Origin of the sequence: Polynucleobacter rarus (genome assembly GCF_003072505.1) — a bacterium.
Classification (GTDB): Bacteria; Pseudomonadota; Gammaproteobacteria; order Burkholderiales; family Burkholderiaceae; genus Polynucleobacter; species Polynucleobacter rarus.
Map to the genome: position 1 here is coordinate 119,895 of NZ_NTGB01000001.1, position 13,409 is coordinate 133,303.

General features: G+C 40.1%; 9 protein-coding genes. All 9 read left to right on the forward strand.

Going from position 1 to position 13,409, the window contains the following annotated elements; genetic code table 11:
* The 9 genes from AOC35_RS00555 (at position 1) to AOC35_RS00595 (ending at position 13,385) form a co-directional block, all read left to right on the forward strand.
* Positions 1-2,508 (forward strand): TonB-dependent receptor family protein, encoded by a 2,508-nt coding sequence (locus AOC35_RS00555; protein WP_245898384.1) that lies wholly within the window; start codon positions 1-3, stop codon positions 2,506-2,508.
* Positions 2,509-2,698: 190 nt separating this feature from the next.
* On the forward strand, positions 2,699-3,766 hold the full coding sequence (locus AOC35_RS00560) for a tartrate dehydrogenase (RefSeq protein WP_108645273.1): 1,068 nt from the start codon (positions 2,699-2,701) through the stop codon (positions 3,764-3,766).
* The gene (locus AOC35_RS00565) at positions 3,763-4,719 is read left to right on the forward strand and encodes a tripartite tricarboxylate transporter substrate binding protein (RefSeq protein ID WP_108645274.1); all 957 of its coding nucleotides are present in this window, start codon (positions 3,763-3,765) and stop codon (positions 4,717-4,719) included. Before AOC35_RS00560 ends, AOC35_RS00565 begins: the two co-directional genes overlap by 4 nt.
* A 59-nt stretch (positions 4,720-4,778) precedes the next feature.
* On the forward strand, positions 4,779-5,771 hold the full coding sequence (locus AOC35_RS00570; protein WP_108645275.1) for a Bug family tripartite tricarboxylate transporter substrate binding protein: 993 nt from the start codon (positions 4,779-4,781) through the stop codon (positions 5,769-5,771).
* Positions 5,772-5,773: 2 nt separating this feature from the next.
* Positions 5,774-6,832: an alpha/beta hydrolase gene (locus AOC35_RS00575; RefSeq protein ID WP_108645276.1), complete on the forward strand. Its 1,059-nt coding sequence runs from the start codon at positions 5,774-5,776 to the stop codon at positions 6,830-6,832.
* A 159-nt stretch (positions 6,833-6,991) separates the two neighbouring features.
* Positions 6,992-9,085 carry an alkyl/aryl-sulfatase gene (locus AOC35_RS00580; RefSeq protein WP_245898385.1) on the forward strand — a complete coding sequence of 698 codons (2,094 nt, stop codon included), beginning with the start codon at positions 6,992-6,994 and terminating at the stop codon, positions 9,083-9,085.
* Between the two features lie 252 nt (positions 9,086-9,337).
* The gene (locus AOC35_RS00585) at positions 9,338-10,756 is read left to right on the forward strand and encodes a sensor histidine kinase (protein ID WP_159077408.1); all 1,419 of its coding nucleotides are present in this window, start codon (positions 9,338-9,340) and stop codon (positions 10,754-10,756) included.
* A gap of 119 nt (positions 10,757-10,875) precedes the next feature.
* Complete coding sequence (locus AOC35_RS00590) at positions 10,876-11,514, forward strand: response regulator transcription factor (RefSeq protein WP_108645278.1); 639 nt, start codon at positions 10,876-10,878, stop codon at positions 11,512-11,514.
* A 98-nt stretch (positions 11,515-11,612) separates the two neighbouring features.
* Positions 11,613-13,385: a ShlB/FhaC/HecB family hemolysin secretion/activation protein gene (locus AOC35_RS00595; protein WP_108645279.1), complete on the forward strand. Its 1,773-nt coding sequence runs from the start codon at positions 11,613-11,615 to the stop codon at positions 13,383-13,385.
* Positions 13,386-13,409: the final 24 nt, after the last annotated feature.

Here is a 13,409-nt window from a genome sequence, read left to right on the forward strand (position 1 = left end):
ATGGGTTTATTAAAAAAAGTTTCAAAAGCTTTTTCGATTTCTTTTGCTATTGGCATTCCGTTTACTAGTTTGAATACTCATGCAGTTGAGGTGCAACTCCCTGAAATTGTGGTTATACCCAATACGGTGATTGGCACTGGCACTTTACTCAGTGAAACTCCAGCCAATGCGCAGATCTTTTATGCGAAAGAGATAACTGAGCAAGAACAGAGTAATGTGGCGGATTTGCTCAATAATAATTTAGGTTCCGTTAGTGTGAGTAATGGCACTGGAAACCCCTATCAAAATGATGTGAACTATCGCGGTTTTCAGGCAACTTCACTATTAGGCGCACCAGTCGGCCTGTCAGTTTATGTCGATGGTGTTCGAATGAATGAACCATTTGGGTCCATTGTCAATTGGGACTTAATCCCAATGAATGCTATTTCTAATCTTTCGGTATTACCTGGTTCTAATCCTTTGTTTGGCTTGAATACATTAGGCGGAGCATTAGTCCTCAATACCAAAAATGGGAAAGACGACCAGGGTTCGGCAATAAGTGTTTTAGGGGGCTCATTTAACCGAAAAGCGACGAAGTTTGAATCCGGCTGGTTTGATGAAGAGACGAATACAGATTTCTTTATCGCTGGAAACTTTGATCAACAAGATGGTTGGAGAGATCATTCAGCATCGCAAGTAAAGCAACTCTTTGGGAAGTGGGGTTGGAGGGGCAATAGCAATCAAACCCGTATTGAATTATCCGGTTCCTATGCCAGTAATACCTTGAGTGGGACGCAGGCCTTGCCTCAAGATATGTTGTCTAATCGTCAAGCGGCTTATACATGGCCAGATACCATGACGAACTCACATAATGTGTTGAACTTAAAAGTGAGTCATTGGTTATCTGATAACAATCAACTTGCTGGTCAAGTGTATTTCAGACAAGCTAGCTTAAACAATATCAATAGCAATGCTCAACTAGATGATGGTTGCACCATTTCTAGTTGTTCTAATCAGGCACCTAATGGTTCCGCTTTAAATGGAGTTACCAATGCTAATGCTTTGGCGTTGGGCTATGGAAGATATGGTGGCGCAATTAATACCAGTATCGTCAACTCGGTTACTGAGACAAATACTTTTGGCACATCTGTGCAATGGTCTAATTTTGACAATTTAGTTGGATATAAAAACGCTTTTACGTTCGGCGGAGGTTTTGATCAATCTCAAATCAACTACAACCAGAGCACCTATTTAGCTCAACTTGTAAATTATCAAACTGTCATGGTTCCCAATACACACTATGCATTTACAGCAAATGGACTGGCGCCTTCAGCAACGAATCCAGCCATATTTAGTGGAAGTAACGTAATCAGAGGTGTCGGTTTAAATTCGACAAATAAAAATCTAAGTCTATTTTTAACAGATACTTTTCATCCAAGTGATTATTTCAGTATTACGGCTGGTGGTAGTTTTACTTATACAAGTATTGATCAATCTGGTTCAAGTAATACCTATTTAAATTCGGATGATGGTTGGACTTGGTCAGATGGCGGAGTCAATTACTACAATCCAAGTTTTGTTGGAGCATGGAGTTATAAGAATTCAAACCCTTCTGGAGTAGCCAGTGCAGCAAATACCATTCCAGTGGGTTCAGTTGCCAATCAAACCAATAGCTTGAATGGCTCTCATAGCTATCAACGATTCAATCCTTCCATCGGTTTTAACTATAAGATCAATCCTCAGAATGGTATCTTTGGGAGTTATAGTGAATCGATGCGGGCGCCAACTTCGGTTGAGTTGTCCTGCGCAAATCCAAGTAGCCCTTGTTCACTTCCTACTGGATTTAATAGTGACCCTGATTTACAAGCTGTTGTAGCGAGAACATTTGAGTTGGGGGGGAGAGGGACTTTAGCTGGCAATGTTTATTGGAATGCTGCCGTATTTGATTCTCTCTTGAGTAATGACATCCAATTTTTAAATGCGCCGAATAGTACGACGTTTGGATACTTCGCTAATGTTGGAGATACTGAGCGTCGTGGATTTGAGATGGGTTTAAAAACTACCATTGATAAATTATATTTATCTGCGAATTATGGTTACGTTAACGCCATTTTTAAATCGAATTTCACAACGGCAGGTGGACAGAATGTCACTAGCGGCAACGTTATTCCGGGAATTCCTGAATCTACTCTAAAGTTAAGAGCAGCTTATTCCATAACAAGTGATCTGTTAATTGGGGCAAATCTAATTGCCGTGAGCAGTCAGTTTATGCACGGTAATGAGAGTAACTCTGATCCAACTGGAAAAGTGGGTGGTTACTCTATCGTAAATTTAGATGTACGTTATCGCGCTAATGAAAGTTTAATTTTCTTTGCCAATGTAAATAATCTTTTCAATAATCAATACGCTACCTTTGGTCAGAGTGGAGTAACTAGCATCTATTCATTGGCAACTCAGAACTTTATTACTCCTGCCCCTCCAATCGCAATATGGGCAGGCCTAACGTATAAATTTGGCGCAAAAAAATAAACAAAAAGGATGATATCTACCTTCTTTGCATGCCATCTATGCAATGGTAGAAGTTTATTAATTCATAGATGGTGATTAAAGGTTCTCGTTTTTCACGTCAACCCATAGCAAATTTAGAGGAAACCCTCAATTGACAGACTAACGAATCTATTACAGGATAGAGAACAAATTAGACGATATCGGGGGAATTTTGAAAAAGTATCAAATTGCACTCATACCAGGTGATGGCATCGGTAAAGAAGTTATTCCTGAATGCGCTGAGGTATTAACAGCTTTAGAAAAGCGTTATCCCAGTATTAGTTTTGATTTTCAAGAATTTGACTGGGGTGGAGATTATTATCGTAAGCATGGCGTGATGATGCCGAATGATGGCCTCAATGATTTAAGAAATAAGGATGCTATTTTATTTGGTTCAGCGGGAGATCCGGAAATTCCAGATCATATTACCCTTTGGGGATTGAGGCTCAAAATCTGCCAAGGCTTTGATCAATACGCCAATGTTCGGCCAACGCGTATTCTGCCTGGGATTCAAACACCACTTCGAAAATGCGAACCTCACCAACTTGATTGGGTCATTGTGCGCGAAAACTCTGAAGGAGAATACTCTGGCGTTGGTGGGCGTGCTCACCAAGGACTTCCTATTGAAGTTGCCACAGATATGAGTATCTTGACCCGAGTCGGAGTAGAACGCGTACAACGCTTTGCTTTTAAACTTGCCCAGTCGCGTCCGCGTAAACATTTGACCGTGATTACAAAATCAAACGCCCAGCGACATGGGATGGTGATGTGGGATGAAATTGCAGTTCAAATCGCAAAAGAGTTTCCAGATGTTACTTGGGATAAAGAATTAGTAGATGCCGCAACTGCCAGAATGATCAATCGACCCGAATCAATCGATACAGTGGTAGCTACCAACTTACACGGGGATATTTTGACCGATCTTGCAGCGGCCTTAGCCGGCAGTCTTGGTATAGCTCCGACCGGCAATGTCGATCCTGATCGTCGTTACCCATCGATGTTCGAACCCATCCACGGTTCAGCATTTGACATTATGGGTAAAGGTTTAGCTAATCCTATTGGGACATTTTGGTCAGCGGTAATGATGTTAGAGCATCTTGGTGAACAAGACGCTGCTAATAAATTAATGGAGGCAATTGAAAAAGTGACTAGTAATCCTGCCCTTCATACGCGAGATCTTGGCGGTGTAGCGATGATGAAAGATGTCACGAAAGCAGTTATTCAGGAGATACAAAAATGAAAAGTGTAATCCGGTTATTTCAAATTGGTGTGGTTGGTATTTGTAGCTTTATTATTTCTTCAAGTGCACAAGTTTTGCCGGGTAAAACAATTCAATACATCATCGCATTTCCTCCTGCTGGTGAATCTGATTTAGTCGCACGCTATCAAGCCGAACTTTCAGTACAGAAATACAATCAGCCGATGATTGTTATTAACCGACCTGGTGGAGGCGGTGCCTTAGCATGGAGTCAACTCAATAATTATGCAAATGATGGGACGATGGTTGTAGGCGTTAATATTCCACATATTATTTTGCAACCTTTACAAGAAGGTACACAATTTAAAACAGATGATATTCAGGCAATTTATTATTATCACTTCACACCAGATGCACTAATGGTCTCTGCTGATAGCCCATATAAAACCTACCAAGATTTAGTCAATGCTGCCAAAAAAAATCAGGGCAAATTAAATATTGCAGGATCAGCATTGTTTTCAGCTAATCATATGGCAAATGAACGTCTTAATAAGCTTGCAGGAATTAAAACTAACTATGTTCCTTTTAAAGGAACCGGCGATTTAATTACTTCTTTAATTGGCATGCATGTTGACGGTGCAATGGGGTACCTGCCACTCGCCATTCAGCAAAAATCAAAAATCAGGACACTGGCGATTGCGACGGAAAAAAGACATCCATCACTACCTGATGTTCCTACCTTTAAAGAATTGGGTCTTAATTGGGTAGATGGTGGCTATCGCGGGGTTGCTGTGCCGAAATCGACCCCAAAAGAAACTCAGGAGAAACTCTCCAACTATTTTGGACTGTTGAATGCTGACCCTGTCGTTAAGAAAAAACTAGAAGATGAAGGGTTCATCCTCGTTGATATTCCTCTAGAAAAAATACCAGCTTTCATGAAAGAGAAAATTCCTCAAGCTTTTGATGATGCAAAAAATGCAGGCATGATTAAGTAGTGATTTAAAAGTCTTTAAGCATCAATGTAATGCTATTTTTTTTATAAAATGGAGCGTATATGTGTCGTTTAAAAATGCATAAAAAAACAATAATGCATCTAAGTGCATTATTTTTTTTTATTACTAGCCCACTCATGGCTCAAACTACCAACGCTTGGCCAAACCGCCCTATTAGAATGGTTGTGCCAGCATTAACTGGTGGTCCAGATACTTTAATGCGTGTAATCAACCCCTATTTGAGTAATGCACTTGGACAAGCCGTTATTGTTGATAATAAATCAGGCGCAAGTGGCATTATTGGTACAGATGCAGTGGCTAAATCAACTCCAGATGGTTATACGTTTTTAGTTGATTCTTCAGGTTTTTTAGTAAAGACTGCTGTCATCAAGAAGCTGCCCTACAATACCGAAAAAGACTTTATTCCTATTATGAACATCGCTTCTAATATGGGCTTAATGTTAATTGTTCATCCATCAAATCCAGCTAAAAATTTAGACGAATTCATTGCAAACGGGAAAAAACCAGATGCAAATTATTCTTATAGCTCACCTGGAGTAGGTAATACTTTACATCTATTAGGTGAGCTTTTTATTACTCAATCCGGTGTAAAAATGACGCATGTACCTTATAAAGGTGGTGCTCCTGCTGCGGGAGCAGTCGTTGCTAATGAGGTTACTACTATGCTAGCACCCTTACAGACTACTGTGGGCTTTTTACAAGCTCGGAAAGTGAGGGCTTTAGCGTATTCTTTGCCGCAAAGATCTCTTGCTTTCCCGGATGTACCAACTTTTAAAGAAGCTGGACTGACAGACTTTGTAACCGAGGGAGGGTGGTTTGGTATTTTTGCTCCAGCAGGAACTCCTGCACCGATTATCAACCGACTTCACGCTGAACTAAAGAAAATATTAATGATGCAAGAAGTAAAAGATAAGTTATATGATTTAGGTTTTTTAGTGGTGGCAGATTCGCAAGAGGATTTTAAAATGTATTTCAAATCAGAATTAAAAAGATTTAATGACATAGCGAAACAATCAAATATTCAGGCGGAATAAATATGGATGACGAATTACAAAAATCTTGGGATGCTTACACTAATAGGTATTTAGCAGAGGGTGTTCCTTTCGCAGATATTAAAAAAATCCGTGCAAACATTTCTAGTTGGGATGGTTGGTGTGCTGGTTGGTATGAGTTTGCAAAGCAGGCTGAGCAAAGAGCTCTTCAAGCGGTGCAAAAAAACTATTTGCAGACAGCCGGTGTTGAATACGCGCGTGCATCTTTGTATGCGTGTTTTGGCCATTATTTATTTTGGCACAAGCTGGAAGAAAAAAGAGTAGTTCATGATTACTCATGCAAGATGATGCGACTGGCAGCGCCACTTCTTTCGCCTGAATTAATTCCTGTCACGATTCCTTACGATTCAATCGAGATGAAAGCCTATTTGCGATTGCCAATAGAAAAAAAAGCATCATACCCTTGTGTCATTTGTTTAGGAGGTCTTGATTCAGGTAAGGAGGAGTGGTTGGTAATGAGTGGTTTACTTGCTCAAAGAGGTATCGCTTCGCTTATTTTTGATGGGCCAGGGCAAGGTGAAACTTTTTATGATTTGAAAATGAATGCAAACTTTTCGGATGCCGTGAGTGCCGTGATTGATTTTCTAGAAAAACGTCCAGAAATTCAAGCAAATAAAATTGGTTTGGTAGGAAGAAGTCTTGGTGGTTATTATGGCCCTAGAGCCGCAGCACAAGATCACCGTATCAAAGCCTTAGCGGTATGGGGTGCTTTCTTTGATTTGAAAAACTACGCTAGTATTCCGAAGCATACCTTGGATGGATTTATTTACGTTTGCGGCGCGAAAACATTAGAGGAAGCCTTACCCTATATTCACAGCATTGATTTGAGTGATGTGGTTAAAGATATTGTTTGTCCAAGCTTTATTTTGCATGGTGGAAAAGATGTAATTACTCCAATGTCGAATGCTACCCGTCTTCAAGAAGGTATTTCTGGTTCTGTTGAAATGTCTATCTGGTCGGATAGTGGGCATTGTAATCATGATGTCGCTCATATTGTGCGACCAGCCTTGGCAGATTTCTTAATGAAACAACTAATCGGGTAGATCAATTATTAGAAGGCAGCGTTTGGAATTCACTCATTTACATATTCATCTTTGAATACCCTACTTTAGTAGGATGTCCTAAAGCCAATTTAAGTGTTCAAATCACCTGTGATGTTTAATACATTTCAATTAATCAATTACTACAACGAAGGTGATCAAGTGAGAAAATTAAAACTAGTTGCTGTTTTGGCGCTCTGCTTTTCCATGAACTCTGCTTTTGCAGCCGGTGGGGGTGCGATTGTTGCCGATCCTGGAGCAATGACCGGTAAGCACTTTGATGCCAAAGGTAAATATCCATCGACTTACACCATTAAACTTCAAGAAATGGCTCGCAAGTCCTTACCATTCGCAGATACAACTGATTTTGATGAAGCAAAAAGAGGCTTTATTGCAGCGCCTCCATACAAGCAAATTAAAGCAGAAGCAGGTAATGTAGCTTGGGATATGGGAAGCTATGAGTTTTTATTACAAGGCAAAACCTTCGACAGTATTCATCCTTCTTTACAACGCCAAGCTATTCTGAATATGGCTTATGGCCTTTATGAAGTTCTTCCTGGAAAAATCTATCAAGTTCGTGGCTATGACTTGGCAAATATTAGTTTTGTTAAAACCGATACAGGATGGATTGTTTTTGACCCACTGACTGCAAAAGAAACTGCCAAAGCAGCACTTGATTTCATTAATGAAAAACTTGGTAAGCGTCCAGTAGTAGCTGTGGTTTACTCTCACTCTCACGGCGACCACTTCGGTGGTGTTCGTGGCGTTGCAGATGAAGCCGACGTCAAAGCTGGAAAAATACAAATTATTGCTCCGGTAGGATTTATGGAAGCTGCAGTAGCTGAGAATGTCTACGCTGGTAATGCAATGACACGTCGGATGTTTTTCCAATACGGGGTATTACTTCCACGCAGTCCTTTTGGGCACGTCGATCAATCCATTGGTAAAAATACGGCGGCAGGTAACTTAGGATTAATCGAGCCAACTAAATACATCACCAAAGCTTTTGAAGAAATGACCATTGATGGTGTTCGTATGGAGTTCCAAAATACTCCAGGCACAGAGGCCCCTGCTGAAATGAATACTTACTTTCCAGATATGAAAGCATTCTGGGCAGCAGAAAACATTACTGGCACCATCCATAATATTTACACACTGCGTGGCGCACTCGTGCGTGATGCGCTAGCATGGTCTAAAAATATTAATAACGCTCTCTATCGTTATGGTCAGGATGCAGAGGTCATGTTTGCTTCCCACTCATGGCCACGTTTTGGTAACGCACGTATTCAAGACATTATGAGAACACAAAGAGACACTTATGCTTATTTGAATAACGAAGTACTTCACCATGCCAATCAAGGTGTCACTATCAATGAAATTCAAAACGTCTACAAACTCCCGGACAGTCTTAAAAATAAATGGTCAGCGCATAGCTATCATGGTTCAGAAGAACATAATAGCCGCGCAGTAATTAACCGTTACATTGGTTACTGGGATGGCAATCCAACGACGTTAACGCCACTTTCACCCAAGGAATCAGCTCCACTTTATGTTGAAATGATGGGTGGTAGTGCAAAAATTATTGCAAAAGGCAAACAACTTTATAGCCAAGGTAAGTACTTAGAAGGTACAGAGATTGTCAATAAATTAGTTTATGCACAACCAACTAATACGGCTGCCAAAGATTTGTTAGCGGATTTATTTGAGCAAATTGGTTATCAAAAGGAAAGTCCTAGTGTACGTAATAGCTTCCTTGGTGCTGCCTATGAATTACGTCACGGTATGCCTGCGGGAACACCTCCTAAAGCTAGTGGTCCTGACATGATTCGTGGCATGCCAACAGAGTTGTGGCTCAATTCTCTAGCAATCTCGATGGATAGCAAAAAAGTAGCAGGGAAGAAATCAATCATCAATCTCAATACGCCAGATAATGGTGAGAAATTTGTGGTCGAATTAAGTAACTCCGCCCTAACCAATATTAAAGGTCAACAGTCGCCAAAACCTGACCTCACAATTACTTTGAACCGCGCTGACTTAAACTCCGTTATGGGAGGAACTAAAACCTTTGACCAGTTGATTCAAGAAGGTAAAGCCAAGTTTGAAGGCAATCGTCAAGCCTTTGATGATTTGCGTAGTAGTCTCACCGTATTTACCCCTACTTTTGAACTCATGCCTGGCACTAAATCAAAAGTAACTCCAGCACCCCATGGTTTGGATCCGCTGGTGGTCCAAGAATCTGCTGAGCTTGGACAGTAAGGCTATTCGAATGGGTGACTAATCGAATATCTAAAACCACCTTTCGTAAACAGACCCGAGAAGTTAGGAGATCTCTAACTTCTGGGGTTTTTTTCTTGGGAAGTATTGCATTGAGCGTGACAAGTTGAAACGCTTAGATTTTGCTTGCGAGTTATGAACAATATTAGTTCTCTAAAAATCGTTGTTCTGCAGCGTGATTTCCTTCAAGGACAATGAATCACAAAATGAATGGCGATAAAATAAGGCATGCCAATGATTAATATCCAATCCATATTCATTTTTTATAGCGCCATTAGTACATTCTGCGGACTACTGCTGATTGGTTTGTTTTGGGGGCGCAAAGATTTATCTGCTTCGATCTGGATTGCTTGCTGTTTATTATCAGCGCTTGCTACATCAGTAACTGTTTATCGAACTGAAATCCCGTTAATAATTAGTTACAGCCTGATGATTTCTATTGAGTCGGCAAGTTTACTTCTCATGAGTCAATCATTGTGGGGTTTATTGCTTGGGAAAAAGGTGTCAAGAGGTATTGCTTATTCAATTGGGTTAGCGATTAGCCTTTTTATTCTGCATGAGTCTTTGCGCTACATTGGGAACGGCAAGATCACTGCTCAAATGTCTTTTCTGACAACATTTGTTTGGATCCTGATTAATTTATATGGCGCTTATACTGCTAAAAAGGTTGGGAACCAATTTCAAAATCGGCTAATTTTTAATTGTATTAGTGCCATATTTATCGGATCTAGTCTTTTGTATGTCTTTCGGGGGCTAAATATGTTTTTCGAAAAAAGTTATCACGTATTTGATCCACAACTTTATAACTTCATTACTTATTTTTCGATTGCAGTGCTTAGCACCCTTAGGAATCTTATCTATATAAACTTACGTATGCACTTAGGTTTTGCTGAGCATGGCAGATTAAATAATATGAATATGGCGCTAAATAATGTGGTTGAAGAGCGCGAACGAATGATTGCAGCAATGCTGCAATCCAATAAATCTTCAGCAACTGAAGCGCTCTCTGTTTCAATCGCGCATGAACTTAATCAACCTCTAGGCGCCTCTTTATTGAATATTCAATTTTTAAAAATGCTTGAGAAGTCCGGTGATTTAAAACCTGAATTGGTTGGCCCAATTGTTAATCAGTTAGAGAAAGATACAAAACGATCTAGTGAAGTCATTCGGTCGCTGCGCGCTATTTTTACAAAAGAGAGCAGTTTACCGGAAGTCATTCAAGTACGAGAGCTTGTTGATAATGCTTTGGCAATCTACAAATCAGAATTAATATCAAAAAATATTCAAATTAAGTTAGATTTGACGGGTAACGCAGTATTTCTTTTCAATAAGGGTCAGTTTTTACAGGTTTTATTAAATCTAATTAATAACGCAATTCAAGCCTTGAGTAATTCAAACTCTGCTCAGAAGTTGATTTCTTTGCATGGTTATGAAAAAGAATCCCAATACATCTTAGAAATAACTGATAACGGCCCTGGAGTCTCCAAGGATCGACAACCCAATCTTTTCGGTTTATTAAATAGTGATAAAGCCAATGGAATGGGAGTTGGTTTATGGCTGTCTGCGTATATTATGAGTAATGCTGGTGGGAAAATTATTTACCAAGATGCTACTGGAGGCGGTGCTAAATTTATACTAAGTTTTCCGCACTAAGAAGGTAGTTTGGTAAAATCATCGTTTTGACATCCTCTTTTAGTAGGATGTCTGAATCTAAATTCAATTCTCAATAGTGATTTACCGTAATAGGTGCTTGCAACATATTTTGATTTTCTATGTCTCTCGATACAAGCTATTTGCCAAATAATAATCGATCAAAGCACATCTTCTTAATTGACGATGATGAATCAATGCGCATCTCTTTAAAGGGAATTCTCGAGTTTTTAGGCTATCAGGTAAATGTGTTTGAATCTGCAGTTGAATTTCTGAAAATTAAAATAGAGGTTGCACCTGCGGTCATCATTACGGATATGCGGATGCCTGATATAAATGGTTTAGAGTTGCAAGCTGAGTTACTAAAACGCGGCAGACAAATTCCTATTATTTTTATCAGCGGACAGAGCACTTTTCCGCAAACAATTTCTGCCATGAAGCAGGGGGCAATTGAATTTTTAATCAAACCATTTGATAGAGATCAAATATTATCTGCAGTGGAGCGTGGCTTAGAACAAGATGAAGCTTATATGCAATCTTTTACACAGCGCCTTACTTTAGAAGAAATGTTAAAAAGTTTGTCCCCTCGTGAACGTGAGGTTTTTGAACTACTTGCTATCGGCTTTAATAATGCGCAATTACAAGAAAAGCTACAAATTGCGCTTCCGACAGCCAAACAATACAAATCTGAAGTGATGCGTAAGCTCAATTTAAGCTCCTTAGCGGAACTTATTTCACTAAAAAATCGGGGAGTAGGGTAAGTTATTTTGGGTAGGTTGATGAATATCATGCGTTCGACTGATATTCAAATCATTATTTTCATAGTCAAATATCGTTTCTATCTAAATCAACATATTTGATGAGTTCGCTAAATACTTCTGACTGTAATTTTCGAATTACTTCTGGTCCAGTTCGCCACGCGATGGCACTGGCTGTGGGCTTAGTCATGCTCAGTTATGGAACGACCTCCACTGCTCAATTAGGTCCCGATGCTGGTGCTTTACAGCAACAGTTGCAACGTGAGGCAGAACGAAATCGCCAACAGCCAAATGTAGAGCAACTAGAACCTAAAAAAGAACCTGCTCCTGCAACGGATGTCCAATCTACGGAAAAAATTCAAGTAAATGGTTTTACGGTTACTGGTTTAAGCTTGATTAGTCTTGAAAATGCCCAACTAGCATTAAAGAACTTTAATGGCAAAGAACTAACCTTTGCCCAGATTGAAGAGGCTGGAACCGCTATTACCGATTTGTACACAAAAGCTGGTCGTGTAGCTACTGCCGTGATTCCACCCCAAGAGGTAAGGGACGGAATCATTGAAATTAAGATACTTGAAGGAACAGTAGAGGCAATTACCCTAGACAGTGATTCAGAAAACGGCCCGTCACGTTTCAATCAAGAGGTTGCTAGAGGATTTATTAAAAACGGTAACGGCATTGGTGAATTTTTGGATTTTCATCAATTACAACGTAGTTTTATTTTGTTGAATGAATTACCTGGAGTAAGCGCAGAGGGAGGACTTTCCCCCGGTCAAAAGGATGGTGGCAGTAATATTCAAGTCAAACTCACAGACAAACCCTTAACGAGCGGTCGTGTCGATATCTCGAATTACGGAGCTGCGAGTACTGGAGTCGCCCAAATAATCGGCGGATTTAATTTGAATGACCCTTTTGGCATAGGGGATCAAATTGCTCTAGACGTCATTGGTTCTGAGGGGGCAATTTATGGATCTCTGAAGTATTGGCTGCCCGTCGGTTACGACGGATGGCGGTTTGGCATTGGTGGTTCCTCACTGAGTTATAAAGGTTTAGAAAGTTTTTCAGCAACTTCAACCAATGGTAATGCCTCAACCTACGGAGTTTACGCTACCTATGCGCTTGAACGAGATAGTTCAGGCAGCCAAAATTTAAATTTTGGCCTAGAAAATCGTGATTACCTGAACTACGTCAAGAGTTTAGAGGCCAGTAAATATAGTATTACCAGTTTTACAATGGGGTGGTCTGGTTCAAAAATGTTGGGTAAAGATAATCTTAACTATTCCGTCAATGCCACAATTGGTAATCTAGTGATTCGTAATACGCAACAACTGCAGTCTGATCAATCGCCAACCGGTCCATTTACGGCTGGTACTTATGAGAAATTAAACGTCTACCTAGGTTATTTGAGTCCTATCCCGATTGATATGACTAGTGTTTTGCTTTCATTTAATGGTCAAATTTCCGGTCGTAACTTGAACTCTTCCGAACAAATATACTTAGGCGGTCCTTATGGTGTTCGTGCATACCCGATTGCTCAGAGTGGCGGAGCGCAAGGTCTAGTTGCTTCAGCAGAGATTATCCATACTTATCCCAGTCAACTTCAGGTCAGTACCTTTTTCGACCTTGGATTGGTGCAACAATATTTAACTCAGTGGAGTCCAACTCTACAAGGCTTAACCAATGCAGATAATGTTTACGCAGTTTATGCTGCAGGATTTGGGGCAAAGTACAACTACCAAAATTTTCAGCTGCAGGGCTCTTTAGCATTTCGCGTAGGACAAAATCCGCTGTACAATTCCGACGGTTCACAGTTAAACACTGACAATCAGTACAGAAGTGTGCAGGCATGGATCAAGGGCAACTATTTTTTCTAACTAAAACATCAAGTGAAATTTAGA

Bases quoted from the DNA above. Each gene is read 5' to 3' on its own strand.
- AOC35_RS00555 (WP_245898384.1), top strand. From the start codon at position 1: ATGGGTTTATTAAAAAAAGTTTCAAAAGCTTTTTCGATTTCTTTTGCT.
- AOC35_RS00565 (WP_108645274.1), top strand. From the start codon at position 3,763: ATGAAAAGTGTAATCCGGTTATTTCAAATTGGTGTGGTTGGTATTTGT.
- AOC35_RS00570 (WP_108645275.1), top strand. From the start codon at position 4,779: ATGTGTCGTTTAAAAATGCATAAAAAAACAATAATGCATCTAAGTGCA.
- AOC35_RS00575 (WP_108645276.1), top strand. From the start codon at position 5,774: ATGGATGACGAATTACAAAAATCTTGGGATGCTTACACTAATAGGTAT.
- AOC35_RS00585 (WP_159077408.1), top strand. From the start codon at position 9,338: ATGATTAATATCCAATCCATATTCATTTTTTATAGCGCCATTAGTACA.
- AOC35_RS00590 (WP_108645278.1), top strand. From the start codon at position 10,876: ATGTCTCTCGATACAAGCTATTTGCCAAATAATAATCGATCAAAGCAC.
- AOC35_RS00595 (WP_108645279.1), top strand. From the start codon at position 11,613: ATGAGTTCGCTAAATACTTCTGACTGTAATTTTCGAATTACTTCTGGT.